This window comes from Blastococcus aurantiacus, assembly GCF_900102425.1.
GTDB lineage: Bacteria > Actinomycetota > Actinomycetes > Mycobacteriales > Geodermatophilaceae > Blastococcus > Blastococcus aurantiacus.
Map to the genome: position 1 here is coordinate 436323 of NZ_FNBT01000002.1, position 24930 is coordinate 461252.

Consider the following 24930-nt stretch of genomic DNA (forward strand, 5'->3'; position numbering starts at 1 on the left):
TCCATCCGGTCACCCGGGCACCCCCCGCACCACCGGTCACAGCACTCCCGCCCGCCGTCGGGCGGCCCCGGGTCACCGGTCAGGGTGCCTGCGGTCCCCGCCGATGAATGTCTGCGTGACCACCCCCGAGACCGGCCCGGCCCCCCGCGCGGGCGGCCCGCAGGCCCCGGCGGCGGCACCGGCCGGCGGCACCCGGAGCCGGCGCGGCGAGCCCCGCACCTACGACTTCCGCCGCCCCACGAAGCTCTCCCGCGAGCACGTCCGCGTCATGCAGATCGCGCAGGAGTCCTTCGCCCGCCAGGCGACGACGATCCTCACCACGTTCCTCCGCACCGGTGCGCGCATGGAGCTGCGGAGCATCGAGCAGTTCTCCTACGACGACTACGTCCACACGCTGCCCGACCCGATCTTCATCACGACGTTCACGCTGGAGCCGCTGGCCGGCAAGGGCATGATCGCCTACCCGCTGGACATCGCGATGGCGATCGTCGACCACATGCTCGGTGGTTCCGGCGCCGCGGCACAGCCCGCCCGGCCGATGACGGCGATGGAGACCACCATCACCACCCATCTGCTCGAGCGGCTGCTGCACGAGTTCGCGGCGTCGTTCGCCGGCATCACGCAGCTCCAGCCGGCGATGACGGGCTTCGAGTACAACCCGCAGCTGGCCCAGGCGGCCTCGGGCTCGGACACCGTCATGGTCGCGAACTTCGCCATGGCCGTGGGCAGCCGCGAGGGCGAGGCGACGCTGGTCCTGCCCTTCTCCTCCTTCGCCCAGTCGCTGAACAACGCCGCCTCCCCGCAGCTGTCCGAGTCCGCGCTGCGCAAGCGCAAGAAGGCGGCCGAGGCACTGGCCGCCCGCCTCAACCTGGTGCCCGTGGACGTCAGCGTGCGGTTCGCGCCGCTGTCGGTGTCCTCGGCCGACCTCCTCTCCCTCGCCGTCGGCGACGTCCTCCTGCTGCGCCACCCGCGTGACAGCCCGCTCGAGGTCACCACCAACGACGTGACGTTCGCCTACGCGATCGCCAGCAACCACCGCCGACGCCTGGCTGCCTCGATCGTTCCCACCCCGCACGCTGCCGTGAAGGACACCGCATGAGCACCGACAGCTCCCAGGACTCCCAGACCGTCACCGCCGTGGTGGCGGCCGCGGCCCGCGCCGCGGCGACCCTGGTCCCCGCCACGACGCAGCTGGTCGCCGGCGCCCCCGTCAGCGACCCGGACACCGTCCCGCTGCCCCCCGGTGCGGCCTCGGCCGTCGCCGCCGGGCTGTCCGGCGAGGTCAGCGGCGACGTCGTGCTGATCGTCTCCGCCGACGTCGTCGAGGCGCTGAGCAACTCCCCCGTCGGCAAGATGGACGTCGCCGCCGCGCTGCGCCCGGCCCTCGAGGCGGCCGCGGCCACCCTCGGGCGGGTCCGCGTCGCCTCCGAGCGGCTCGAGGAGCCGGTCGCCGCCTTGGACGGGCTGCGCGACAAGGGCATGTTCGTGGCCGTCCCCCTCATGGCCGACGGCGAGCACCAGGCCACCTTCGCGCTGCAGGTGAACCTGCCCGCCGCGCGCGGTCAGGGCGGCAGCCTGGACCTCCTCCGGCACGTGGCCATGGAGGTCACCGTCGAGATCGGGCGCACCCGCATGACCGTGCAGGAGCTGCTCTCGCTGCACCCCGGCGAGGTGGTCGAGCTCGACCGGGCCGCCAGCGCCCCGGCGGACCTGCTCGTCAACGGCACCCTCATCGCCCGCGGCGAGGTCGTCGTCGTCGACGAGGACTTCGGCCTGCGGATCAGCGAGATCGTCAGCGATGCAGCCGAGCTCGGTGCGACCGCATGACCTGGATGATCATCCGGCTGATCCTGTCGCTGGCCTTCATCGGCGGGGTGCTGCTGTTCGCGGCGCGGCTGGCCAAGAAGCGCGGCCTGGGGCAGGGCAACGGCCTGATCGAGGTCGTGGCCCGCCACCGGCTCGGCCGCACGAGCACCCTCAACGTCGTCCGGATCGCCGACGTCGTCCTGGTCGTGGGCGCCACCGAGGAGCAGGTCACCCTGCTCGCGGAGATCGACTCCGACAGCATCGACGACGCGCTGCACGAGCGGACGCCGGTCCGGCAGCTGCCCAGCGCCACCCACGACGACGACCTCGGCCGGCACCACGACGACCTGGGTCGGCACCACGACGAGCACCTCGACCCGCGGCACGAGCTCGATCGCGGTCCCCGGGTCGCCCGCCCCTCCACCGGCGCGCTCGCCGGATCGGTCCTCGACCGCCAGGGCTGGGGCAACCTCGTCGACCAGATGCGCGAGCGGACGGTCCGCCGGCCATGACCGCCCTGCTCCGGCGGCGGACCCCCGCCGCGGGCGCCCGGCGGCGCGCGACGGTGGTGCTGCTGCTGACGCTGTTGTCGGCCGTGGCTGCCGTGCTGCTGGCCGGCCCGGCCGCCGCGGCACCCACCGCCCCGACCGCGCCCACCGCGCCCACCGATCCGGTCGTCCCGGGCATCGGCGGGGCCGACGGCGGCGTCGACATCTCCATCGGTGGCGGCTCCGCGAGCACGTCGATCACGCTGATCCTGGCGATCACCGTCCTGTCGGTGGCGCCGTCGGTGCTGCTGCTGGCCACCTCCTTCACCAAGATCATCGTCGTCCTCGGCATCACCCGGAACGCCCTCGGGCTGCCGACGTCGCCCCCGAACCAGGTGCTCACCGGCCTGGCGCTGTTCCTCACGCTGTTCGTGATGGGCCCGGTCTTCGGTGACATCAACGAGGTCGCGGTCCAGCCGTACATGGACGGCGCGTTGTCGACCTCCCAGGCCTACGACGCCGGCGTCGTCCCGCTGCGCGAGTTCCTGCTGGGCAACACCCGCGAGGACGAGCTGAAGCTGATGATCGGGCTCTCCGGCGAGGAGGCACCGGCGGACGCCGGCGCGGTCAGCATGACCACGCTGATCCCGGCCTTCGTGCTCTCCGAGCTCAAGAGCGCCTTCATCATCGGGCTGGTCATCTTCATCCCGTTCCTGGTGCTCGACATGCTGGTCAGCGCCTCGCTCATGTCGATGGGCATGATGATGGTCCCGCCGACCATCGTGTCGCTGCCCTTCAAGCTGCTGCTGTTCGTCGTGGTCGACGGCTGGTCGCTGATCACCACCGCGCTCGTCGGCTCGTACGGGGGTGGCTGAGGATGAGTGACGCAGACGTCACCGAGATCGCGACCGAGACGATGATGGTCGCGGCCAAGGTCGCCGCCCCGATCCTGCTGACGGCGCTGCTGGTGGGCTTCGTGATCTCGCTGTTCCAGGCAGCGACGCAGATCCAGGAGCCGACGCTGTCCTTCGTCCCCAAGATGATCGCGGTCGCCGTCGCGCTGCTGATCACGGGGAACTGGGTCCTGGCCTCGCTGGTGGACTTCACCCACCACCTGTTCGACCAGCTGCCCCGACTGCTCGACCGGACCTGAGCCATGGACCTCTCGGTCCCCGCCGTCACCCTGGCCGCCCTGCTCCTCGGCACCGCCCGGGCGGCCGGGTTCGTGATGCTCGCCCCGCCGTTCAGCTCCAAGACCATCCCGGCGCCGGTCAAGGGCGCGCTGGCGATGTCCCTGTCCCTGCTCCTGTCGACGCAGATCGCCCCGTCGCTGCCCGAGCCGACGGCGGGCTTCCTCGTCGTCGCGGCAGTCACCGAGGCGATCATCGGGGCGGCACTGGGCTTCGTCGTGCAGGTCCTCTTCACCGCCGTCCAGATGGCCGGTGACCTCATCGACGTGACCGGCGGCTTCTCCCTGCAGCCGGCCTACGACCCGCTGTCGATGACGCAGAACGCCGCGATCGGCCGGCTGCACTACCTGCTGGCGGTCACCCTGCTGTTCACCAGCGGCGGCCACCTGCTCATGGTCAAGGGGTTCGCGACCTCGTACGAGGGGCTGCCCGTCGGCGGCGAGGTCCCCGTGGACCAGCTGGGCGCGGTGCTGATCCAGGCCGTGTCGATGATGTTCCTGGCCGCCCTGCAGATCGCCGGTCCGATGGTCGCCGTGCTGCTGCTGGCCGACGTGGCGCTCGCGCTGCTGAGCCGGGCCGCGCCCGCGCTCAACATCTTCTCGTTCGGCTTCCCGGTGAAGATCATGCTGACGCTGTTCATGCTCGGTCTCACCTTCCCGCTGCTGCCGTCGGCGCTGGACGGGCTGCTCGAGCACGGGGTGCAGGCCATGACCTCGCTGCGGAGCGGCTGACCGGTGGCCAAGGACGGTCCCGGCGGTGAGAAGACCGAGAAGCCCACTCCCCAGCGCCTGAAGAAGGCGCGCAAGGAAGGGCAGATCCCCCGCACGCAGGAGCTCGGTACCTGGCTGGGCATGGCGGCGGCCAGCGTCCTGCTGCCGATGATCGCGAGCAAGGGCTTCGCCGAGGTGCAGAAGCTGTTCCTGCAGATCAAGGCCGTGGCCGCCCAGCCCGAGACGTCCGCGATCGCTGCCCTGCTCGGGCAGGCCCTGGCCGCGTTCCTCACCACGGTGCTGCCCCTGGCCCTGGCGCTCATGGTCGTCGGCGTCCTGGCCTCGGCCTCCCAGGGTGGCGTCACGTTCGCCACCAAGGGGATGAAGCCGACGCTGAAGAAGTTCAACCCCGCCACCGGGCTGAAGCGCATGTTCGGCACCCAGGGTCTCTGGGAGGTGGTCAAGGCGATCATCAAGACGGTGTCGCTCGGGGCGGTCGTCGTCATCACCAGCGACCGGGCGCAGACGCTGGTCTCCGGGGCCGGGGCGCTGCCGCTGTCGGCGGTCATCGACGTCTTCGTCGACTCGGCGATCCTCATGTTCCGCGTGGTCGCCGTGACCGGCCTGGTCATCGCCGTCGCGGACTACGTCGTCGTCCGCCAGAAGATGATGAAGCAGCTCAAGATGAGCAAGTACGAGATCACCCAGGAGCACAAGCAGGCCGAGGGTGACCCGTACATGAAGGCCCAGCGCAAGGGCGTGGCCCTGGCCATGTCGCGGAACCGGATGATGGCCGAGGTCACCGAGGCCGACGTGCTCCTGGTCAACCCCACGCACGTCGCCGTGGCCCTCAAGTACGAGGCCGCGAAGGGCGCACCCAGGGTGGTGGCCAAGGGTGCCGGCGAGGTCGCGGCCAGGCTCCGCGAGATCGCCGCGGAGGCCCGGGTGCCGATGGTCCAGGACATCCCCCTGGCCCGTGCGCTGCACGCCTCCTGCGAGCTCGGGCAGGAGGTGCCGCCGCAGCTGTTCACCGCGGTCGCGCGGGTGCTGGCGTTCGTCATGCACCTGGGTGCGCGCGGCGTGCGCGGCGGCCTGCACCGTCCCGGCTTCGAGGCGCCGGACACCACCGACCTGCCCAAGGCGGGACGACGCCGCGTCGCCGCGTAGTCCACCTGCTGGGCGGTACCGGGGGCACCCGCGCCTGCCGATGAAGACAGACGTGAGCCAGCCCCCGTCGTCCGCACCCGCATCCCTGGCGGTGGGCGCGTGAAGGGCATCGCCAAGGCCGCCGTGCCCGTCGGCGTCGTCGCGATCGTGCTCATGCTGGTCGTGCCCATGCCGGCCGCCCTGATGGACCTGCTCATCGGGCTGAACCTCGCGCTCTCGTTGCTCATCCTGCTGGTGGCCATGCAGATCCGGCGCCCGCTGGACTTCGCGGTCTTCCCCTCGCTGCTGCTCATCGCGACGCTGTTCCGGCTGGCCCTGAACGTCTCCTCGACGCGGCTGGTGCTCACCGACGGCTACGCCGGCAAGGTGATCGAGGCCTTCGGCCACATCGTCATCGCCGGCTCGCTGGTCGTCGGCCTGGTGATCTTCGTGATCCTCACCGTGGTGCAGTTCGTCGTCATCACCAACGGTGCCGGCCGCGTGGCCGAGGTCGGCGCCCGCTTCACCCTCGACGCGATGCCCGGCAAGCAGATGGCGATCGACGCCGACCTCAACGCCGGGCTGATCAACGAGGACCAGGCGCGCAAGCGCCGCCACGAGGTCACCGCCGAGGCCGACTTCTACGGCTCGATGGACGGTGCGTCGAAGTTCGTCAAGGGCGACGCCATCGCCGGCATCATCGTCACGCTGGTGAACCTGATCGGCGGGTTCGCGATCGGGGTCATGCAGCGCGGTCTTGCCCCCGCCGAGGCGGTCTCCACCTACTCGCTGCTGACCGTCGGCGACGGCCTGGTCTCCATGATCCCGGCGCTTCTGATGTCCACCGCGACCGGCATCATCGTGACCCGGTCGGCCACCGAGGGCGACATGGGCACCGACCTGATCGCCCAGCTGGGCCGGTTCAAGCAGCCGGTCCAGATCGCCGGCGGCGCCGCCCTCGCCCTCTGCCTGATCCCCGGCCTCCCGAAGCTGCCGTTCCTGCTCGTCGGCGGGCTCTTCCTCATCCTGTCCACCCGCATGACCGACGCGCCGGAGATCGACGAGGAGGCCGAGGCCGCGGCAGCCGCCGCCGAGGCCGAGCCGCAGCCGGACTCGCACGAGGCGATCGTCGAGAAGATGCGAGTGGACCCGCTGGAGCTCGAGGTGGCCTACGACCTGGTGGAGCTGGTCGACACCGCGCGCGGCGGCGACCTGCTCGACCGCGTCAAGGCGCTGCGCCGCAAGGTGGCCATGGAGACCGGCCTGGTCATCCCGCTGGTGCGCACCCGCGACAACCTGGATCTGCAGGGGTCCCAGTACGTCATCTGGCTCAACGGCGTCCCCGCGGCCAAGGGCATCTCCCCCGCCGGCACCGTGCTCGCGATCGGCGACAACCTCGAGGGGCTGCCGGGCAAGGCCACCCGAGAGCCGGTGTTCGGGCTGGCCGCCAAGTGGGTCCCGGTCGAGCTCCAGCGCGCCGCCGAGATGGCCGGCGCCACCGTCGTCGATCGCTCCTCGGTCATCACCACGCACCTGGCCGAGGTCGTCCGCCAGAACGCCGCGGACCTGCTCGGACGCGAGGACGTGCGCCTGCTCGTGGAGATGATCCGCCGGACGCACCCCGTCGTCGTCGAGGAACTGACCCCCGCGCTGCTCACCCTGGGAGAGGTGCAACGCGTGTTGCACGCGTTGCTCGAAGAGGGTGTGTCGATCCGGGACCTGGTCCGCATCTTCGAGGCACTCTCTGTGCGTGCGAAGCAGTCGACCGACCTCGACGGACTGGTCGAGGCCGCCCGCTCCGCACTCGGCTCGGCGATCAGCCACCCGTACGTGACCCCCGACGAGCGACTGCACGTCTTCACCCTCGAGCCCGCCTTCGAGCAGCGGCTCCTGGAGTCGGTCCGGCAGACCGAGGGCGGTGCCGTGCTGGCCCTGGACGCCGGCGCCGTCGACGCCCTGGTCGTCGGGTGCAGCGGACTGCTGGAGGACGCCGAGCGCCAGGGCCTGTCGCCCGTGCTCGTCTGCTCGCCGCAGGTCAGGTCCGCGCTGGCCCGGCTGATGCGCCAGGTCCTGCCCCGCCTTCCGGTGATCTCGTACGCCGAGGTCTCCCGGACCGCACAGATCGAGTCGCTGGGAGTGGTGAGCGGTGCCGTTGCGATCCGTTGAGGCTGCCACCCGCGACGACGCCATCGCGGCCGCGCGGGAGCAGTTCGGCCCGGCCGCCCGCGTCGTCGGGGTCCGTCGCGTCCGCTCGGGCGGGGTGCTCGGGTTCTTCGCGACCGAGCGCTACGTCGCCGAGGTCGCACCCGACCCGTACGGCGTCCCGGGCCTGCCCGTGGCCGTCCCCGCCCGGCCCGCCGGCGCACTGACCGAGGACCCCGACACCGGATCGCTGGCCGCCTTCGGCTCGCCGCTGGCCTCGGCCGCACCGGCCCGGGCGCGTACGGCACCCCCGCGCAACGGCGCTGCCGCGTGGGCCGCCGAGGCAGCCCGGCCCGTCGCTGCGGCGGCCCGGAACGACGTCCGCGCCACCGCCACCGCGGGCGCCACCGCCACGGCCGCCCGTCGTACCGAGGTGCCGGCCCCCCGGTCCCGGCCCGCCGACGACGAGCGCGTCGACGAGCTCGCCGGACTCCTGGGCATGGCCGGCACGCCGGCCGAGCCGCGGCGGAGCACGCCGGCCCCGGCCCCGCGGGCCGGAGCCCCGGAAGTCACACCCCGACCCGGTGTCTCGCTCGCCAGCTTCCCGCGCGCCACGCGGGAGACCTCGCCGCCGCCCCTGGCGGACGAGGCGGCTGCCGACGACGAGGCGGGTGACGCGCCCTCGCCCTTCACCGCCGCGCTCGCGCGGATGGTGGCCGGCGACCGCGACGTGCAGCACGCGGTGCGCGAGGCACTGGAGACCGCCGACGGGACGCGGTCCGCGGCCGAGCGGGCCGTGCCGGATCCCGAGCCCGAGGCCTCCCCCGCAGTGGAAGTCGAACCAACGAAGCCAGCGGTGTGGTCGCGTACGACCCGCCAGAAGGAGGAAACGGTGGGAGACCAGGTCATCGCGCCGCCCTCCACGTCGGTCGACGAGCGGACGGGATCCGCCTCGTGGGCGGACGAGCTCGCATTCGCCGACGAGGCGTTCACGACCGAGTCGTTCGCGCACGAGGCCCTCACGGACGAGGCCTTCTCCACCGAGGCCTTCTCCACCGAGGCGTTCGCGGAGGAGTCCTTCGTCCGCGATGCCGTGGTCCGGGAGCCGCTCGTGCGCGAGGCCGTCGTCCGCGAGCCCTCCGCCGACTCCCTCCTCACCGGGTCGGACGCCGGCGAGGCGTCCTCCGGTCGGACGCCGGTCGAGGAGCCGCCCGCGGCCAGCTCGACGCCGGTCTCGCGGGAGGAGGCGATCGCCGAGGTGCTGCGCGCGGCCCTGGCCGAGGGACACTCCGACGACGCGCTGGCCGGCATCCTGCGCAGGGTGGTCGCCGGCGATGCGCCGCAGACCGCTCCGGTCGAGCCCGCCGCCGTCCTGGCGACGGAGCCCGCCCCGGCGGCACCCGAGACCGGACCCGCCGTGGACGTGGCCCCCGAGCCCGTCGCCGAGGTCGCCGCGGTTACCGACCTCTTCGGCCCCGTGCCGACTCCCGCGGCACCGGCACCGGCACCGGCACCGGCACCGGCAACGGCTCCGGCCACGCCCGCCGCCGTCCCGTCGCTCTCCACCGGGCTGTGGGGCGAGGTCATCGCGGCACCGGCGGTCGTCGCTCCTGCCGACGAGCCGGATGCGCCGATCCGGGCGGAGGTGGCGCATGCCCGGCCGACCCCCGCTGCCGAGACGCCGTCGACCCCGGCTGAGGAGCCACTCGCCGGCACCTCGCTCTTCGGCGCGCCCGCGCCGGCCACCACCGCTCCCGAGCAGGTGGCCGAGACGGACGTCGCGGCCCCCGCCGAGACCGGCACCGACCTGGACGGGGCCGGCAGCACCGAGGCCGCCGTCGCGGAGACCGCTGTCCCGGAGACCGCGGTCGCCGAGACCGCCGTCGCCGAGACCACGGTCGCCGAGACCACGGTGGCCGCCGCGGAGCTCGAGGTCGCGCCCGTGCTGGCCCGCACCGCGAGCGACCCCGCGCCCGTCGGCCGGTCGATGACGATGGACGAGACCACCGTCATGCCGCCGCTGTCCCTGCTTCCCGGATCGCCGTCCCGGGGCCGCGGGCTGCCGCCCGTCCCCCCACGGACCGGCCGGCCGCCCGTGCCGCCGTCGCAGTCCCGCGTCCCGGCCACGCCGCCGACCGCATCGTCGGGTGCAGCCTCGCCCGCCACCCGCGGTGCCGACGACGTCCCGGCGTCCTCCCGCACGCCCGAGCTGCTGGCCACCGTGACCCGGCTGCCCGTCGGTCCCCTGATGGCCGCGCCCGAGACGCCGGACATGCCGGAGCTCGCCGACCTCGCGGACCTGATCGAGGCCGACGGCTCCGGGCTGCTGGACGCACCGGAGCTGCCCGCCGCTGTTTCCGCGCGCCCCTCGCGGGTGCGCATCGCGCCGCCGAGCACGCCGGCCGAGGTCGTCTCGCGGCTGTCCGCGCTCGGCGTCCCCGCCGACCTGCTCGGCCCTGCCTTCACCGCGGATGTCGCGGCCGACGGCATCTACGCCGCGCTCACCCGCGTACTCGGGCAGCGACTGCCGGAGGCTCCCGAGCTGCCGAGCGGCGCCGGGGACGTGCTGTTCGTCGTGGGTCCGGGCGTCGAGACCCTGCGCGCGGCGCGCTCGCTGGCCGCGACCATGCGGCTGGACCCCGACCGGGTGCAGTGGGCCACCCGCGGTGACCTGGTCGGCCTCTCCCCCGAGACCAGCCGGATGAGCACGATCGACGCCGCGCTGCGCCGTCGGCAGGACGCCGCCGCCTCCGGCAGCGTCACGATCGTCGCCGTGGACGCGCCCCTGCGCTCCGACGCGTACTGGATGGCGCAGATGCTGGCCATCTGGACACCGGTCGCGGTGTGGGCGGTCGTCGAGGCGACCCGCAAGCCGGAGGACATCGAGCACTGGCTCGAGGGCCTGGCCCGCGTCGACGCGCTGATCGTGCAGGACACCGACCTGTCCGCCGACCCGGCCGTCGTCCTGGCCGACCTGGCCGCTCCGGTCGCCGTCGTCGACGGCCTGCGCGCCACCCCGCACCGGTGGGCCTCGGTCCTCTGCGAGCGGCTGGAGAGCGCACCCGCATGAACCCGTTGCGCTGGGACGTGCTCCTCGTCGGGTTCGTGCTGGCTCTCCCGGTGCTCGCGCTCGGGCTCCGGGGTGATCTCAGCGCCGACGAGGTGATGGTGCGGCTGCCGTGGTGCCTGGCCGCGGGCTGGGGTGCGGTGGCGCTGCTCCGGATGGCGAGTGCTCCGCGGACGCCGGCCGGCGCGACGAGCGGGCCCAAGCGCCCCGAGCGGCCGGCTCGCGAGGACGAACCCGCCGCCTGACCCGGCACCGGGGTGGCTCCGGCGCCCGGATCGCCACCTTCTCGGGTGTCCACAGGCACGACCCCAGTCCACCGGCCGGCGTCGCTGGGGCCCGGGTGACCGGTGGCGGGCCAGCGTGTCCGGGTGACGACCTCCGACCCGCGACCATCCCTCCACCTGCGCCGCAACGCCGTCCGGGACGGGTGCTCCGAGGATCCCGCCGAGCGTCACCGCCTGCTCGTCCGCGCCACGCTCGCCGGCCTCCGGCTGAGCGCCGTGGTGAGCCACCAGTCGGCGGCGGTGCTGCACGGGCTCCCGCTCTGGGACGTCCGCTGGACCGGGTGCACGTCACCCGTCGCCCGGCCGCCTCGAACGACACGGCTCGGGTTCTGCGGTGCCACGTCGCCCGCCTCCGGGACGACGAGATCGATGAGGTCGACGGACTCGCGGTCACCTCCCTCGCGCGCACGGCCCTCGACCTGGCGCGGTCACTTCCGCACGAGGCGGCGGTCGTCGCCCTGGACGCGGCCCTGCACCAGGGGCGGCTGCACCGCGACGTCCTCCGCGAACGGCTCTTCGACCTCGCTGGGGCACCCGGCAGTCGAGCGGCGGCACGGGCGGTCGACTTCGCGGACGGTCGCAGCGAGAGCGTCGGCGAGTCGCGCAGCCGCGTCCTGCTGCACCGCTGGGGCGTGGGTCCCTCGTCGCTGCCGTTCGAGGTCCGCGGCGGGGACGGCCTCCTGGTCGCGCGGACCGACTTCGCGTGGGAGGAGCACGGCCTGCTCGGCGAGTTCGACGGGCGGGTGAAGTACGGCCGGCTCCTGCGCCCGGGCCAGGAACCCGGCGACGCCGTGTTCGCGGAGAAGCGCCGCGAGGACGCCGTCCGGGACGAGGGGTGGGGCGTGACGCGATGGGTGTGGGCCGACCTGGTTACGGGCCACCGGTTGGCCGCACGCGTGCGCAGGGCGCTGGACCGGGCCCGGCGCTAGCCCACTCCTGGGGTGTTCCTCGCGCTCATGGGGTCCTGCAGAACCCCATGAGCGCGAGGAAGACCGCACCGGCCGGAGGCGGGGTCAGAGCGGGAGGTCCTCCAGCATCTCGGTGACCAGCGCCGCGATCGGCGAGCGCTCCGAGCGGGTCAGCGTCATGTGGGCGAACAGCGGGTGCCCCTTGAGGTTCTCCACCACCGCCGCGATGCCGTCGTGCCGACCCACCCGCAGGTTGTCGCGCTGGGCGACGTCGTGGGTGAGCACCACCCGCGAGCCGGCACCCAGCCTGGACAGCACGGTCAGCAGCACGCCGCGCTCCAGGGACTGCGCCTCGTCGACGATGACGAAGGAGTCGTGCAGCGACCGCCCCCGGATGTGCGTGAGCGGCAGCACCTCGATGAGCCCGCGGTCGGCGATCTCGTCCAGCACGGCGGGCGAGACCAGCGCGCCCAGGGTGTCGTAGACCGCCTGCGCCCAAGGCGACATCTTCTCGTTCTCGCTGCCGGGCAGGTAGCCCAGCTCCTGGCCACCGACGGCGTACAGCGGCCGGAAGATGACCACCTTCTTGTGCGCCCGGCGCTCCATCACCGACTCCAGCCCCGCGCAGAGGGCCAGCGCCGACTTGCCGGTGCCCGCGCGCCCGCCGAGGGAGACGATGCCGATCTCCGGGTCGAGGAGGAGGTCGAGGGCCACCCGCTGCTCGGCGGAGCGGCCGTGCAGCCCGAACGCCTCGCGGTCGCCGCGCACCAGCCGCACGTGCTTGTCCGGCAGCACCCGGCCCAGCGCCGACCCGCGCGAGGACAGCAGCACCAGCCCGGTGTGGGTGGGCAGCTCCGCGGCCGCAGGCAGGAAGGCCTGGCCGCTCTCGTACAGCTCGTCGATCTCGGCGTCGTCGACCGAGATCTCCGCCATCCCGGTCCAGCCGGTGTCGACGGCGTCGTGCACCCGGTACTCGTCGGTCGCCAGTCCGACCGCGGCCGCCTTCACCCGCAGCGGCACGTCCTTGGTGATGAGGCAGACGTCCCGGCCCTCGGCGCGGAGGTTGAGCGCGACGACCATGATCCGGCTGTCGTTGCTGTCGTTGCGGAAGCCGGCCGGCAGGACCGACGGGTCACTGTGGTTGAGCTCCACGTGCAGGGTGCCGCCGGCCTCCCCCACCGGCACCGGGGCGTCGAGCCGGCCGTGGCGGACGCGCAGGTCGTCGAGCATGCGCAGCGACTGTCGGGCGAACCAGCCCAGTTCGGGGTGGTCCCGCTTGCCCTCGAGCTCACCGATGACGACGAGCGGGAGCACCACGTCGGAGTCGCCGAACCGCAGCAGGGCGCCGGGGTCCGACAGCAGGACGGAGGTGTCGAGGACGTACGTGCGGCGAGGATTCACGTGTCGGCTCCCGTGGGGCGCACAGCGCGCCCCGTCTCAGTGGCGGCCGGGCCCCGGCTCGGAGGCCGGGTGCCGGCCCCCCTGGTCGACGAACTCGTCAGCACCAACCGGGCCTCCCGTGCACGGCCCGGGCAACTCCGGGCCGAACACCTGCGACGGTAGGACCGACCTACGACGAAAGCTCCGCGACCACCCCGAAGGGAACACAACGTTCACCTGGAGGGGTCACATCTGCCACGCCCATCCCACCCTCCGGAGCGGGGTGGTCGGCCCGCCCCGGTCAGCCGCGCCGGCGGCCGTCCCACTCGTCGTACCCGGAGGGACGGCGCAGCGCGGGGCGTTCCACGGTGTCGGTGCGTTCCGCCGGGCGGGGACCGGGTGGCGCGTCCCGATGAGGGGGCGCGGCATCGTCGTCGGCCCAGTCGTCGTCGTCCCAGTAACCGGGCTCCTCGTCGTACCCGTCGTCGACGGTCGCCCCGCGCCGCCGCGGACGGAGGGCGAGCAGCGCCCACAGCAGGGGTACGGCCAGCACCGGCCACTGCACCGACGGCTCCCCCAGCCACAGCATGCCGACGACGAGGAAGACGGCCAGCCAGCCCGCCGTCCACAGCCCGAGCACCCGGGCGCGCTGCGGGTCGCGGCGGGGCACGGCGCTCAGGCCGCCGCGAGCTCGCCGGCGACGGCGGCCGGGGTCAGCGGCTCGTCGAGCAGCCGGAGGAAGCGGTCGGCGACGGGCTGGTCGGCCGGCCGGGCGTCCAGCCACCGCGACAGCAGCCCGTAGCCCTCGACGTAGGTCGAGATGTACGCGCGCCACAGCGGGTCGGTGAGGAAGCGGATCTGCTGGCGGGCGCGGTCGCCGGCGACCAGCGACCAGCGCTGCAGGTAGGCGGCCACCTCGTCGGCGTCGGCACCGCGGTCGTGCAGCAGGATGGCCGCGTCCTGCCGCACGCGGTTGAGCGGCGCCGCCGCGGCGGCGATCCGCTCGGCCAGGTCACCGTCGAACCGGAGCCCGAGGTCCCCGAGGATCTCCGCCCCCCACGACCCCCACCCGTCGCCGATCGCGGCCTCCACGCCGAGGTCGGCCAGCCCCTCGGCCATGAGGCACTCGGGGGTGTTGACGAGGAAGACGGTGTGCTCGGCCCGGCCGGACCGCTCGACCAGCCCGCGTTCCTTGCGGCAGTGCTCGGTGTGGTGGCCCGGGTAGGACTCGTGCGCGACGAGGTGCGCCAGCTGGGAGAGCCGGTGCGGGAGGTCGGCGTTGATCGCGACGCGCGACCGGTAGCCGCCCTCGTAGTAGTTGAAGCCCGACCACGGCTTGTCGGTGACCACCTCGTAGCGGACGGTCTCCACCTCCGGCAGCCCGTACTGCCCCCGCACCCGGTCGCGCAGTGCGCTGGACAGCGCGTGGACGGCGGCCTCGAGCCGGTCCGGCGGGCACTCCTCCCGGCGCCGGTGGGCGGCGTACCGCTCGGTCAGCGACCCACCCCCGGGCAGCAGCGCGTCCAGTTCGGCGTGCGCTGCGGCGTAGTCGGCCTCGTCGCCCAGCGTCACGCCCACCTGGAAGTAGCAGGACACCTCCTCGACGAAACCCACCGGCTCGCCGCTCAGCTTCCGGGCGCTGCACTCCAGGCCGGTCAGCTGACCGCGCAGGAACTCCGTCCGGTCGGCGGCGAGACCGGCGGCGTCGAGCTCGCGGAGGAGGTCGCGGGCGCGGTCGCGCAACTGCTGCGGGGTGGGTGCGGGCTCGTCCTGCACCTGCGCTCGGGTCCGCGGATCACCGGTGTAGGCATCGACGAAACCGGGCTCGAGCCGGTCGAAGCGCAGTCCCAGCCGCACGTACTCGGCGGGGAGGTCGAGGGCTCCGGCGGTCATGCGCGCAGTCTTCCAGCCGCCGGCTACTCGCCGAAGCGGCGGTGCCGGGCGGAGTAGTCGCGCAGCGCGCGCAGGAAATCGACCCGGCGGAAGTCGGGCCAGTAGACGTCGGTGAAGTGGAACTCGGCGTTCGCCGTCTGCCACAGCAGGAAGCCGGACATGCGCTGCTCGCCGCTGGTGCGGATCACCAGGTCACAGTCGGGCTGGCCCCGGGTGTAGAGGTGCTCCGCGATGTGCTCGACCTCCAGCACCTCGACGAGGTCTTCCAGGGAGGTGCCGCGGGCGGCGTGCTCGGCCAGCAGAGAGCGCACCGCGTCGGCGATCTCCCGCCGTCCGCCGTACCCGACGGCCAGGTTCACCGTCGCCCCCGGGCGGTCCCGGGTGTCCTCCTCGGCCTGCTTGAGGACGGCGACGGTCTCCGGCGGGAGCACCTCGGACGCCCCCATGGAGTTGACCTTCCACCGGCGGCCGGGGCCGGACAGGTCGACGGCGACGTCCTCGATGATCCGCAGCAGCGCGCTGAGCTCGGGCTCGGGACGGCGCAGGTTGTCCGTGGACAGCATGAACAGGGTGACCACCTGCACGCCGGCGTCGTCGCACCAGCCCAGCAGGTCGACGATCTTGCTGGCGCCCCGACGGTGGCCGTGCGCGACGTCCTCCAGCCCGATCGAGCGGGCCCAGCGCCGGTTGCCGTCCATGATCACGCCGACGTGGCGCGGCACGTCGGCCCCGACCAGGGCACGGGCCAGCCGGCGTTCGTAGACGCGGGTCAGTGCCTCCCGGACACTCCGCCGCACCCCCACGGGCGTCACCCTAGGCCCCGCCCGTGCGCCCGGCAGAAGCCGGCACCGCGTGCCTGGCAGGAAGCTCACAGGCGGTGCGGATGACGCCGAAGCCACGGCTCCTTAACCTCGGGGCATGAGCCTTCCCGACCGATCCGCACGCGAGCCCGTCCGGGTGGAGGTCGACAGCGCCGAGATCGAGGCACCGCGCCAGGAGGCCGTCACCGCCGTCCTCGAGGAGGGCGAGCACGTCGACCGCGCGTGGACCGCCGAGGACTTCGCCGACAAGGACTGGACCCACCCCGACACCCGTCCGCGCATGCGCGGCTGGCTGCACCTGTTCTCGTTCTTCGGCGCCATCGTCGCCGGGGCCGTGCTGGTCCCGCTCGCCTACGTGGAGAGCGTGCGCGCCGGCCTGTCGGTCACCGTCTACTGCCTGACCATCTGCGGGCTGTTCGGCGTGAGCGCTCTCTACCACCGCCGCCGCTGGTCACCGCGCGGCTGGCGGATCATGAAGCGGCTCGACCACTCGATGATCTTCCTGTTCATCGCCGGTACCTACACGCCGTTCGCGTTGCTCGCCGTCGACGAAGTCACGGGCTTCTGGGTGCTGGCCGTCGTCTGGATCGGCGCGCTCGCCGGGGTGACGCTGAAGATGACCTGGCCGACGGCGCCGCGCTGGGTCGGTGTGCCGCTCTACATCGCCCTGGGCTGGGTCGCGGTCTTCGTCCTGACCGACATCCTGCACTTCGCCGGCGTCACCTCCCTGGTGCTGCTGGCGGTCGGCGGCGTGCTGTACACCCTCGGCGGGGTCGCGTACGGCATCAAGAAGCCCAACCCCTGGCCGGGCACCTTCGGCTACCACGAGGTCTTCCACGCGATGACCGTCGTCGCGGCGATCTGCCACTACATCGCCGTCTACTTCGCGATGTACAACTCCCCGTTCACCTGACCGGCGCCCCTCACGGGGCGGGCTCCACCGCCGGACCGGGGAACGGCTCGGGCGCCGGACCCGGGAGCGGCGGGACCGAGGGTCCCGGGAACGGCTCCACCGGGGCCCCGGGCACCGGGCTCGGCGATGTGGACGGCGCCGCGGGCGCCGACGGCTCGGCGGGCGTGGAGGGGATGTCGGGAGTCGGCGTCTCCGTACCCGGGGTGGTCCACACCGGATTGCCCGAGTCGTCGTAGGTGAGGACCCGCTGCTCCTGCGGGAACGCGTTGGCCGGTGCCGGCGGGTCCGTGTCGAGCCGCTGGACCTCCCTGCCCTCGGACGGGTACGGGCCGTCGGTCGTGTACGTGGCCAGGTTGTCGATCGGCCGGCCGTCCTGGTCGTAGAGCAGCACACCCTCCAGCGGCTCCCCGGCCGAGGAGTACGGGTGGATGTTGGTGATCGGCGCCCCGTCGTCGTGCGCCAGCGACGTGGGGCCCGGCTCGGAGTAGGAGTACGCGATGGCCGGATCCGGCTGGTTGCCGATCGCGACGAGGGCGACGAGCGCGAGCACCGCGAGCGCCCCGTTCACCGCGACCGACAGGCGCGGGTCGGCGAGAGCCGGGTCGCGGCGCACGCGCAGACCACGCCGTACCGACCAGGTGATCGCCGCCCCGGTGAGCACCAGCCCGACGAGCGGGCTGAGGCCCAGCGAGGGCACCGGGAACGACGTACCGCCGAAGAGGACGGCGTCGACGGCGACCAACGGTGCCCAGGCGCGCAGCACCCACCAGGCCGGGCGCAGCTCGGGCAGGAAGTCGCGCACCGCCGCGTACTGCGGGGACGCGTACACCGCGTCCAGGCGGGAGGAGAGATCGGTGCGCCAGGAGGGCTCGACCGGGGATGCCTGCCCCTGCGGCTCGGCAAGACCGGCCGCGTGGCGCAGCTCGGCGGCGTACTCCGCCGGCGGGCCCAGGCGGACGGCGAGGGGCTCACCCCCCTCGGCGGCCACCTCCACCAGGTGCTCCTCCAGGTCGTCGAGCAGCTCGGTCAGCCGCTCGGCGGGGACGTCGGCCAGCGCGGCGCGCACCTGGCGGGCGTAGGCCCGCACCTCGACGTCCGGCTCGGCCTGCTGCGGAGCGGTCATGCCGCCACCTCCTTCCGAGCGGCCAGGAGGGCCGCCATCGTGTCGGCGAACCCCGACCAGGTCTTCGTCGAGCTCTCGAGCTCGGCGCGCCCCGATGCGTTCAGGCCGTAGTACTTGCGGTGCGGACCCTCCACGGACGGGAGGACGTAGGACGTCAGGTGCCCGGCGGCGAACAGCCGGCGCAGAGTGCCGTAGACCGAGGCGTCCGCCACGTCGTCGAGCCCCGCAGCGCGCAGCCGACGGACCACGTCGTAGCCGTAGCCGTCCTCGTCGTCGAGGACGGCCAGGACGGCGAGGTCCAGCACGCCTTTGAGCAGCTGCGTCGTGTCCATGCACACCTCCGGGTCGGTGGCGTGCACAGTACTGCTCATTGCGCAGTAGTGCACGTACACCGGCACCGGCCGTGTCGCGCGGTGGGGTTCAGCTGAAGGGCGGGCGGTCGTCCAGCCGCACCGAGAGCCGGCCGGCGGTCCGCCACAGCCGGGCGGTGAGGTCGCGGTCGGAGTCGGTGACCAGGTTCCCCATCACGCGCAGCGCCACCGTCATCAACGGCCGGGAGCGCATCCCCACCGGTCCGGCGGCGGGCAGGAAGCGCGGGATCGTGAGCAGCCCCGCCAGCCGCCGGGCGATGGAGAACGCCTCGCCGTAGTGCCGCCGCAGGGTGGCCGGCCACGCCGTCGACCAGTCGGGTTCGTCGAGCAGCGCCGCGACGGACCGCCCGGTCTCCAGGCCGTAGTCGATCCCCTCGCCGTTGAGCGGGTTCACGCAGCCGGCCGCGTCACCGATCAGCGCCCAGTTGCGCCCGGCCACGCCCGACACCGCACCGCCCATCGGGAGCAGCGCCGAGGCCGGCAGCCGGACGTCGCCCTCGATCCCCCACTCGCCGCGGCGGGCGTCGGTGTAGTTCTCCAGCAGCGGCTTGAGCTGCACCCCCGCGGGCCGGCGGGCCGTCGCCAGCGTGCCGACGCCGATGTTCACCTCACCGGCCTCTGCCCCGAGCGGGAAGATCCAGCCGTAGCCGGAGAGCAGGTCGCCCTCGACCCCGCGCAGCTCCAGGTGCGAGGAGATCCACTCGTCGTCGCTGCGGCTCGAGCGCACGTAGCCGCGGGCGGCCACCCCGTAGGCGGTGTCGCGGTGCCACTCGCGGCCGAGGACCCGGCCCAGCGGGGACCGGACGCCGTCGGCGACGACGAGCCGCCGGCAGGTGACCGTCGACCGTTCGCCGTCGGGGTGCTCGAAGACGACGGCCCGCACCCGGTCGCCGTCCCGTTCGACGTCGATGGCCCGGGCGCTGTCCACCGCGGTCGCGCCGGCGTCCAGGGCCACCTGCCGGATCCGCGCGTCCAGCTCGGTGCGCGGCACCGCGCTGCCGTGGTCGGGGAGGTCGCCACCGGGCCAGGGCAGCTGCCACTCGCGCCCGAAGCCGGCCGCCCGCAGGCCGCGGTTGCGGGCCCGGCTGCGCGACCAGTCCCCCAGCCCGAGCCGGTCGAGCTCGGCGATGGCGCGCGGCGTCAAGCCGTCACCGCAGGTCTTGTCGCGGGGGAAGAAGGCGGCGTCGGCGAGGACGACGTCGCGCCCGGCGCGTGCGGCCCAGGCCGCGGCCGCGGAGCCGGCCGGGCCCGCCCCCACCACCAGGACGTCGGTCGCGGCGGGGACGGAGCTGGCAGGCACGGGGCCCAGTGTCCCTGGTCGGCGCGAGCGGCCGGTGACCACGCTCAGCCGAACAGCGGGAACGCCTCCGCCGCGGCGCCGAGCTGGCGGAGGTCGGCCTCGTCCAGCGGCTCCCGGCCGGTGCCGCGCCGGGCCGCCGTGACGTCGTCCCAACGGGCGGGCAGCGGCCCTCCGAGCAGGCCCTGCAGCACCCGCCGGACCTCCGCCAGCGGTCCCGCACCCGGGCCCGGGCGGTCCAGGTGCGCCACGAGGTCGAGATGGTGGACGGCCGCCTCGACCACGAGCGTGGAGAGCACGTGGTCGACCTCCATCACCCGGTCCTGCGTACGGACCAGCTGCCCCGCGGGCACGCGCGCAGCGGTCACGAGCACCGCCGCGGTGCTCTCGGCGTAGGCGGAGGCCAGGTCGGCGGACGCGATGGCGGTACTGGCCACCGCGCGGGTGCGGCGCAGCGCCTCGTCGTCCCCGGGGCCGGGCGGGCGCCACCCGCGCCAGTACGTCACGGCGTCGTGGTCCGCAGGGCCGGGCGCCGGGGTGTTGAGGCCGACGAGGGCCCGGCGGGTGTCGCCGAGCAGGTGGAACCCGAGGTCCAGCACCGTCCACCCGCGGCACGCGGTCGGCGACCACTCCTCGCCGGCCGCGGCGACCTCGTGCAGCAGCTCGACGAGGTCGCCGTAGGCGGTGCGCAACAGCAGCAGGCGCGCGGTCACCAGCGCAGCCTGGCAGATCAGCCGGCCTGCGGCCCCCGGGCCCGGATCTCCTCCACCGATGCCATCGCGGCCCGGAGCTCGGCCAGCCAGTCCTCGGCGTTGCGGCCCACGAGGCGTACCGCCCAGACCAGCGCCTCCGACCGGGACCGCGCGACCCCGGCGTCCACGAGGGTGTCCAGCACCAGCCGCTCGGGCTGCCGCAGCCGGGTCATGACCGGGATCGACACGGTGGTGAACAGCTCGCGCGTGCCCCCGCAGGCGGCACCCCAGGCCACCGAACGGTTGTAGCGCTGCTGAGCGGCGTCCGCGATCGCCATCCGCTCGCGCCGGGTGTCCTCGCGGAAACGCGCGATGCGCCCCGCCTGCGCGGCTGCAGGGTCGCCCTCACCGGCGGCGGGCTCGGTCAGCGTGCCCACCACGGTGATCTCGTCCCGGTCGATGACCAGCTCGACCGGTCCGGTGAACCAGCCGTCGGGCAGCCGCCCGGCGAACCAGCCGGCGACCTCGCTGCGCTCCACGGGCGGCGGGACGTCCTGGCCACGGCCCCCGGGGCCCCGGCCCCGGCCCCGGCCGCGACGGAAGCCGGCTCCCAGATCTGCGTCGGCGAATCGGTGTGCGTGCATGGCAGCCTCCCGGGTTGCGGTGATTACACGCTTACACCGTATGCCTGTGTCAGGCCGTCGGACAGCTCCCGCCGTGCGCCCTCAGCGGACAACCGACCCACGGTGAGTCGACGACTCCGTTGGCGACACGAGCCAGGAGCCGCGCCGTCGAGCGTGGTGGGGCGGGTCAACAGTTGCCGATCGACACGCCGATGGTTCGACAATGCTGGGCATAGCTGACCCATGGTGCTAGCGGGCGTGTCGGCGGGACTCTTCAGGCGGCCACAACACCCACCAGGAGGCCCGTCATGTCCCGTCACTGGATCCGTCGACTCACCCTCACCGCGACGGTGGCGCTCGCCGCCTCCGCCCTCCCCGCCACCGCGCAGGCCGCGCCGTACTGCGGCCTCGCGTGGGGATCCCTGCCCGAAGTCGGCGCGGGGGCCGCCGACACGGACATGGTCGTGGACGTGCGCTCCGGTCGGCACGCCTGCTACGACCGGCTGGTGGTCGACCTGCTCGGCCAGGACACCACCTTCGGCTCCTACGACGTCCGCTACGTGCCCCGCGTCGTCGAGGACGGCTCTGGCCGGACGGTGCCCGTGCGCGGCGCGGCCGATCTGCAGATCACCCTGCAGGCGCAGGCCTACGACGGCGACGGCAACGCCACGTTCACCCCCGCCGACCGTCGCGAGGTCGTCGGCGTGGGCGGCTACCGGACCTTCCGGCAGGTCGCCTGGGCCGGCTCGTACGAGGGCTCGACCACGCTGGCCCTCGGTGTCCGGGCGCGACTGCCGTTCCGGGTGATGGTGCTGCCGGGCGTCGCGCAGTCCGACTTCGGTCCACGACTGGTCATCGACGTGGCGCACCGCTGGTAGGCGCACCGGCCGGCCGGGGTCAGCCCTGCGCTGCAGGGCCCTCCGGCCGGCTCCCGTCGTTCCGGGGTGGCTCGATGGCCAGTGGCCGCCGGCGCAGGCTGTCGAGCAATTCCTCCCCGGGTGCGGGATCGACCAGCTCGGCCGGGGTGTCCGGCACCTCGGGCACGGCGTCGTGGGGGTCGAAGCTGCGGGGCACCTTCTTCAGGTGGCCCGCCATCGACTTCACCAGCAGGGCCACGGCGATGAGGAGGACGACGATCAGGAGCAGGCCCAGAGGGCCGGCCTTGCCGATGTCCTCCGGCAGCTCCTGCTCCGCGGCGGCGAGAACGGTGACGACGTCGGTGCTCATCGGACCCCCACCTCGCTGCGCAGCCCGGCGAACAGGTCGTCCTCGGGCGTCGGGGCGTCGATCAGCGAGCGGGCGAGCTCGTAGTCCTCGGTCGGCCAGATCTCCCGCTGGGTGTCGATCGGGCAGGCGAACCAGCGGCCCAGCGGGTCGATCTGGGTGGCGTGCGCGATCAGGGCGGCGTCGCGGACCTCGAAGTACTCACCGCACGGCACCCGCGTGGTCACCCGGTGGCTCAGGTCGCGGGCGGGGTCCCAGTTGGCCAGCCACTCGGTGTAGGGCGACTCGGCGCCGGTGGCCAGGATCGCCTCGTGCAGCGCCTTCGTCCGGGGCAGCGTGAAGCTCATGTGGTAGTAGAGCTTGCTCGGCTGCCACGGCTCGCCGAGCTCCGGGTACCGGTCCGGGTCACCGGCGGCCTCGAAAGCGTGCACCGAGATCTCGTGCGTCTTGATGTGGTCGGGGTGGGGGTAGCCGCCACGCTCGTCGTAGGTGGTGATCACCTGCGGCTTGAACCGGCGGATGAGCTCCACGAGGGGCGCGGCCGCCTCCTCGAGCGGCACGAGCGCGAAGCACCCCTCCGGCAGCGGCGGCAGCGGGTCGCCCTCGGGCAGCCCGGAGTCGACGAAGCCGAGGAACTCCTGCTCGATCCCGAGGATCTCGCGGGCCCTGGCCATCTCTTCCACGCGGATCTGGGGCAGCCGCTCCCAGACCTCGGGACGGTCCATCGCGGGGTTGAGCACGGAGCCGCGCTCACCGCCGGTGCAGGTGGCCACCATGACGCGCACGCCTTCGGCGACGTACTTGGCCATGGTGGCGGCGCCCTTGCTCGACTCGTCGTCCGGATGGGCGTGCACGGCGAGCAGGCGCAGCTGGTCGGGTCGGGTCACCGGTGCATTGTCCCCCGTCCCCGGCGGGAGCCGCCGGGCCCCGCCGACGGCCGTGGCGCAACGGTGCAGGTCGGTGCCCCCGGACGGGGGACATGTGTGCCTCGTCACTCCGGGGCCGCTACGGTTCCGTATCCCGGGGAGCGTGTTCGGCTCGTGCACGCGGCCCGGCCGCGGTGTTAGCTTGGCCGTTCGACCAGCGGCCGTCCCCGATCGGGGGCGGCCTCCCGAATTTTCAGGAGTAGTCGTGTCCACCCCCACTGACCAGCAGGACCAGGGCGTCTGGCTGACCCAGGACGCCTACGACCGGCTCAAGGGCGAGCTCGACCAGCTGGTGGCGAACCGCCCCGCGATGTCCGCCGAGATCAACGCCCGCCGCGAGGAGGGCGACCTCAAGGAGAACGGTGGCTACCACGCCGCCAAGGACGAGCAGGGCAAGCAGGAGGGGCGGATCCGCCAGCTCACCGATCTGCTGCGCAAGGCGCGGGTCGGCGAGCCGCCGGCGACGGCGACCAACGCCGCGCTGGGCACCGTCATCACCATCAAGTTCGCCGGCGACGACGAGACCGAGAAGTTCCTGCTGGGCTCCCGCGAGATCGCCGGCACCACGGACCTGGCCGTCTACTCCCCCGAGTCGGCGCTGGGCGCGGCGATCATGGGCGCCGCTCCCGGAGCCACGGTCACCTACCAGGCCCCCAACGGCCGCGACATGACCGTCGAGGTCGTGGGCGTCGAGCCGTTCGTCCCCTGACCCCTCGGTGACCCGCTCCCGTCAGGCAGAGAACACCGGGTTCGCCTGCGTCCACTGCGCCTTCCCGGTGCCCGCCAACACCGACGGGCACTACCGCAACCACTGCCCCTACTGCCTGTGGTCGCTGCACGTCGACGAGCTCCCGGGCGACCGGGCCAGCGAGTGCCGGCAGCCCATGGAGCCCATCGGGCTGGTGGAGAAGTCGGGCAAGGGCTGGCAGGTGGTGCACCGCTGCACGGCGTGCGGCCACCGCCAGCCCAACCGGCTGGTCCGCGACGGCCACGCCCCCGACGACCTGGACCTGGTGCTCGCCCTTCCCTGGCTGTGACGGACGCGGGCCGTCTCTCGAGCACGCGGGCGGAGATGGTCCCCGCGCGAGCGCGGACGCGGGTCGCCGAACTGCTCCAGGACGCCGTGGGGAGTGCATCCCCGGTGGCAGCACATGACCTCGTGGCGTCCGTACCCGCTGTGGTCCTGTACATCGACGACGAACCGGTTGCTGCAGCGATCGGGCGCGAGACCGTGGACGGCTTCGTCATCAAGGCGATCGCGGTGGCGGCGCCGCTGCGCGGCCACGGGCTCGGGCGCCGATTGCTCGAGGAGGTCTCGCGCATCGGGAGAGACGTCCTAGCCTGCGCGCATGCCTGCGCTCGTCCCGCCCGTGCTCTCCGGACTTCCCGAGCAGCAGCCCACGCTGCCGGCCGGCGACCTGGTCCTCCGTCCGTGGCGCGACGACGACGCGCCGGCCCTGCTCGACGTCTACGCCGACGAAGCGGTCCAGCGCTGGCACTGCGAGTCCCTCGATGCCGATGAAGCCGAGGGATACGCCCGGCGATGGGCGGACCTCTGGCGCACGGGTTCGCGGGCCGGTTGGGCGGTCGTGCGGGACGACGTGCTGGTCGGTCGCGTCACGCTGAGCCGGCTGGTGCTCGAAGGCGGTCAGGGCGAGATCACCTACTGGACGGCTCCCTGGGCGCGCGGTACCGGTGTGGCGCCGGACGCCGTCCAGGCGGTGTCAGCCTGGGCCTTCGACCTCGGTTTCCAGCGCCTCGAACTCCAGCATTCGACCCACAACCACGCCTCGTGCCGGGTGGCCCAGAAGGCCGGTTTCGCGCTCGAGGGCACGAAGCGGCGAGCCGGACTGCACCAGGACGGCTGGCACGACATGCATCTCCACGCCCGCCTGGCCTGACCGATGCCGGCGCGCGACATCCGTA

The 24930-nt window shown here is 73.6% G+C and carries 27 protein-coding genes and 1 pseudogene; 17 read left to right on the forward strand and 11 right to left on the reverse strand.

Going from position 1 to position 24930, the window contains the following annotated elements; all coding sequences use genetic code 11:
• Nucleotides 1–115: 115 nt before the first annotated feature.
• From BLS70_RS05625 to BLS70_RS05675, 11 genes are all read left to right on the forward strand, one after another.
• Complete coding sequence (locus BLS70_RS05625; RefSeq protein WP_255362255.1) at nt 116–1099, forward strand: flagellar motor switch protein FliM; 984 nt, start codon at nt 116–118, stop codon at nt 1097–1099.
• Entirely contained in the window at nt 1096–1827 is a 732-nt protein-coding gene (gene fliN, locus BLS70_RS05630) for a flagellar motor switch protein FliN (protein ID WP_091764647.1), read from the forward strand. The genes BLS70_RS05625 and fliN overlap by 4 nt, the downstream gene beginning before the upstream one ends.
• Nucleotides 1824–2318, forward strand: coding sequence for a FliO/MopB family protein (locus BLS70_RS05635; protein WP_091764648.1), 495 nt, complete (start codon nt 1824–1826; stop codon nt 2316–2318). Before fliN ends, BLS70_RS05635 begins: the two co-directional genes overlap by 4 nt.
• Entirely contained in the window at nt 2315–3169 is an 855-nt protein-coding gene (gene fliP / locus BLS70_RS05640; RefSeq protein ID WP_091764649.1) for a flagellar type III secretion system pore protein FliP, read from the forward strand. The genes BLS70_RS05635 and fliP overlap by 4 nt, the downstream gene beginning before the upstream one ends.
• A gap of 2 nt (nt 3170–3171) precedes the next feature.
• Nucleotides 3172–3447 (forward strand): flagellar biosynthesis protein FliQ, encoded by a 276-nt coding sequence (gene fliQ / locus BLS70_RS05645; RefSeq protein WP_091764650.1) that lies wholly within the window; start codon nt 3172–3174, stop codon nt 3445–3447.
• Nucleotides 3448–3450: 3 nt separating this feature from the next.
• Nucleotides 3451–4215 (forward strand): flagellar biosynthetic protein FliR, encoded by a 765-nt coding sequence (gene fliR, locus BLS70_RS05650; RefSeq protein WP_091764651.1) that lies wholly within the window; start codon nt 3451–3453, stop codon nt 4213–4215.
• A 3-nt stretch (nt 4216–4218) separates the two neighbouring features.
• Nucleotides 4219–5361 (forward strand): EscU/YscU/HrcU family type III secretion system export apparatus switch protein, encoded by a 1143-nt coding sequence (locus BLS70_RS05655; protein WP_091764652.1) that lies wholly within the window; start codon nt 4219–4221, stop codon nt 5359–5361.
• A gap of 99 nt (nt 5362–5460) precedes the next feature.
• Complete coding sequence (flhA, locus tag BLS70_RS05660) at nt 5461–7506, forward strand: flagellar biosynthesis protein FlhA (protein ID WP_091764653.1); 2046 nt, start codon at nt 5461–5463, stop codon at nt 7504–7506.
• Nucleotides 7493–10552 carry a hypothetical protein gene (locus BLS70_RS05665; RefSeq protein ID WP_143030350.1) on the forward strand — a complete coding sequence of 1020 codons (3060 nt, stop codon included), beginning with the start codon at nt 7493–7495 and terminating at the stop codon, nt 10550–10552. Before flhA ends, BLS70_RS05665 begins: the two co-directional genes overlap by 14 nt.
• Entirely contained in the window at nt 10549–10794 is a 246-nt protein-coding gene (locus BLS70_RS05670) for a hypothetical protein (protein ID WP_091764655.1), read from the forward strand. The genes BLS70_RS05665 and BLS70_RS05670 overlap by 4 nt, the downstream gene beginning before the upstream one ends.
• 320 nt (nt 10795–11114) lie before the next feature.
• Entirely contained in the window at nt 11115–11762 is a 648-nt protein-coding gene (locus BLS70_RS05675; RefSeq protein WP_091764656.1) for a type IV toxin-antitoxin system AbiEi family antitoxin, read from the forward strand.
• Between the two features lie 84 nt (nt 11763–11846).
• Here the strand turns inward: BLS70_RS05675 and phoH2 are convergent, their stop codons facing one another.
• The 4 genes from phoH2 to BLS70_RS05695 form a co-directional block, all read right to left on the reverse strand.
• Nucleotides 11847–13142, reverse strand: coding sequence for an RNA 5'-3' helicase PhoH2 (phoH2, locus tag BLS70_RS05680; protein WP_091764657.1), 1296 nt, complete (start codon nt 13140–13142; stop codon nt 11847–11849).
• Nucleotides 13143–13422: 280 nt separating this feature from the next.
• Nucleotides 13423–13791 (reverse strand): hypothetical protein, encoded by a 369-nt coding sequence (locus tag BLS70_RS05685; RefSeq protein WP_091764658.1) that lies wholly within the window; start codon nt 13789–13791, stop codon nt 13423–13425.
• 5 nt (nt 13792–13796) lie between these two features.
• Complete coding sequence (locus BLS70_RS05690; protein ID WP_091764659.1) at nt 13797–15014, reverse strand: DUF885 domain-containing protein; 1218 nt, start codon at nt 15012–15014, stop codon at nt 13797–13799.
• A gap of 23 nt (nt 15015–15037) precedes the next feature.
• The gene (locus BLS70_RS05695) at nt 15038–15817 is read right to left on the reverse strand and encodes an isoprenyl transferase (RefSeq protein WP_091764870.1); all 780 of its coding nucleotides are present in this window, start codon (nt 15815–15817) and stop codon (nt 15038–15040) included.
• Nucleotides 15818–15932: 115 nt separating this feature from the next.
• On the opposite strand from BLS70_RS05695, the gene trhA reads away from it, so the two are divergent.
• A complete protein-coding gene (trhA, locus tag BLS70_RS05700) occupies nt 15933–16748 on the forward strand; it encodes a PAQR family membrane homeostasis protein TrhA (protein WP_091764660.1) in 816 nt (271 codons plus the stop codon).
• 10 nt (nt 16749–16758) lie between these two features.
• Here trhA and BLS70_RS05705 read toward each other — a convergent pair whose 3' ends face one another.
• Genes BLS70_RS05705 through abmR form a run of 5 tightly spaced genes read right to left on the reverse strand, consistent with a single transcriptional unit; the run spans nt 16759 to nt 20875 of the window.
• The gene (locus BLS70_RS05705; RefSeq protein WP_091764661.1) at nt 16759–17871 is read right to left on the reverse strand and encodes an HAAS signaling domain-containing protein; all 1113 of its coding nucleotides are present in this window, start codon (nt 17869–17871) and stop codon (nt 16759–16761) included.
• Nucleotides 17868–18242, reverse strand: a complete 375-nt coding sequence (locus BLS70_RS05710; protein WP_218122292.1) for a PadR family transcriptional regulator — start codon at nt 18240–18242, stop codon at nt 17868–17870. The genes BLS70_RS05705 and BLS70_RS05710 overlap by 4 nt, the downstream gene beginning before the upstream one ends.
• Nucleotides 18243–18291: 49 nt before the next feature.
• Complete coding sequence (locus tag BLS70_RS05715; protein WP_091764662.1) at nt 18292–19542, reverse strand: geranylgeranyl reductase family protein; 1251 nt, start codon at nt 19540–19542, stop codon at nt 18292–18294.
• Between the two features lie 44 nt (nt 19543–19586).
• The gene (locus tag BLS70_RS05720; protein ID WP_218122293.1) at nt 19587–20252 is read right to left on the reverse strand and encodes a maleylpyruvate isomerase N-terminal domain-containing protein; all 666 of its coding nucleotides are present in this window, start codon (nt 20250–20252) and stop codon (nt 19587–19589) included.
• 17 nt (nt 20253–20269) lie between these two features.
• On the reverse strand, nt 20270–20875 hold the full coding sequence (gene abmR, locus BLS70_RS05725; protein WP_091764663.1) for an ATP-binding transcription factor AbmR: 606 nt from the start codon (nt 20873–20875) through the stop codon (nt 20270–20272).
• Nucleotides 20876–21162: 287 nt separating this feature from the next.
• Between abmR and BLS70_RS05730 the strand changes: the two genes are divergently transcribed.
• Nucleotides 21163–21732 (forward strand): AMIN-like domain-containing (lipo)protein, encoded by a 570-nt coding sequence (locus BLS70_RS05730; protein ID WP_091764664.1) that lies wholly within the window; start codon nt 21163–21165, stop codon nt 21730–21732.
• A 19-nt stretch (nt 21733–21751) separates the two neighbouring features.
• Here BLS70_RS05730 and BLS70_RS05735 read toward each other — a convergent pair whose 3' ends face one another.
• Both BLS70_RS05735 and mca read right to left on the reverse strand, forming a co-directional pair.
• Nucleotides 21752–22081: a hypothetical protein gene (locus BLS70_RS05735; RefSeq protein WP_091764665.1), complete on the reverse strand. Its 330-nt coding sequence runs from the start codon at nt 22079–22081 to the stop codon at nt 21752–21754.
• On the reverse strand, nt 22078–22965 hold the full coding sequence (gene mca, locus BLS70_RS05740) for a mycothiol conjugate amidase Mca (RefSeq protein ID WP_091764666.1): 888 nt from the start codon (nt 22963–22965) through the stop codon (nt 22078–22080). Before mca ends, BLS70_RS05735 begins: the two co-directional genes overlap by 4 nt.
• Before the next feature lie 244 nt (nt 22966–23209).
• Between mca and greA the strand changes: the two genes are divergently transcribed.
• The 4 genes and pseudogenes from greA (at nt 23210) to BLS70_RS05755 (ending at nt 24905) form a co-directional block, all read left to right on the forward strand.
• Nucleotides 23210–23713 carry a transcription elongation factor GreA gene (gene greA / locus BLS70_RS05745; protein WP_091764667.1) on the forward strand — a complete coding sequence of 168 codons (504 nt, stop codon included), beginning with the start codon at nt 23210–23212 and terminating at the stop codon, nt 23711–23713.
• A 7-nt stretch (nt 23714–23720) separates the two neighbouring features.
• On the forward strand, nt 23721–24041 hold the full coding sequence (locus BLS70_RS05750) for an RNHCP domain-containing protein (RefSeq protein WP_091764668.1): 321 nt from the start codon (nt 23721–23723) through the stop codon (nt 24039–24041).
• A 35-nt stretch (nt 24042–24076) separates the two neighbouring features.
• Nucleotides 24077–24337 (forward strand): annotated as a pseudogene (locus BLS70_RS21600) (GNAT family N-acetyltransferase); the annotation flags it as partial.
• 16 nt (nt 24338–24353) lie between these two features.
• Entirely contained in the window at nt 24354–24905 is a 552-nt protein-coding gene (locus BLS70_RS05755) for a GNAT family N-acetyltransferase (RefSeq protein ID WP_091764669.1), read from the forward strand.
• Nucleotides 24906–24930: the final 25 nt, after the last annotated feature.

Bases quoted from the DNA above. Each gene is read 5' to 3' on its own strand.
- fliN (WP_091764647.1), top strand. From the start codon at position 1,096: ATGAGCACCGACAGCTCCCAGGACTCCCAGACCGTCACCGCCGTGGTG.
- BLS70_RS05635 (WP_091764648.1), top strand. From the start codon at position 1,824: ATGACCTGGATGATCATCCGGCTGATCCTGTCGCTGGCCTTCATCGGC.
- fliP (WP_091764649.1), top strand. From the start codon at position 2,315: ATGACCGCCCTGCTCCGGCGGCGGACCCCCGCCGCGGGCGCCCGGCGG.
- fliQ (WP_091764650.1), top strand. From the start codon at position 3,172: ATGAGTGACGCAGACGTCACCGAGATCGCGACCGAGACGATGATGGTC.
- fliR (WP_091764651.1), top strand. From the start codon at position 3,451: ATGGACCTCTCGGTCCCCGCCGTCACCCTGGCCGCCCTGCTCCTCGGC.
- BLS70_RS05670 (WP_091764655.1), top strand. From the start codon at position 10,549: ATGAACCCGTTGCGCTGGGACGTGCTCCTCGTCGGGTTCGTGCTGGCT.
- BLS70_RS05690 (WP_091764659.1), bottom strand. From the start codon at position 15,014: ATGACCGCCGGAGCCCTCGACCTCCCCGCCGAGTACGTGCGGCTGGGA.
- trhA (WP_091764660.1), top strand. From the start codon at position 15,933: ATGAGCCTTCCCGACCGATCCGCACGCGAGCCCGTCCGGGTGGAGGTC.
- BLS70_RS05705 (WP_091764661.1), bottom strand. From the start codon at position 17,871: ATGACCGCTCCGCAGCAGGCCGAGCCGGACGTCGAGGTGCGGGCCTAC.
- BLS70_RS05710 (WP_218122292.1), bottom strand. From the start codon at position 18,242: ATGAGCAGTACTGTGCACGCCACCGACCCGGAGGTGTGCATGGACACG.
- abmR (WP_091764663.1), bottom strand. From the start codon at position 20,875: ATGCACGCACACCGATTCGCCGACGCAGATCTGGGAGCCGGCTTCCGT.
- BLS70_RS05730 (WP_091764664.1), top strand. From the start codon at position 21,163: ATGTCCCGTCACTGGATCCGTCGACTCACCCTCACCGCGACGGTGGCG.
- BLS70_RS05735 (WP_091764665.1), bottom strand. From the start codon at position 22,081: ATGAGCACCGACGTCGTCACCGTTCTCGCCGCCGCGGAGCAGGAGCTG.
- BLS70_RS05755 (WP_091764669.1), top strand. From the start codon at position 24,354: ATGCCTGCGCTCGTCCCGCCCGTGCTCTCCGGACTTCCCGAGCAGCAG.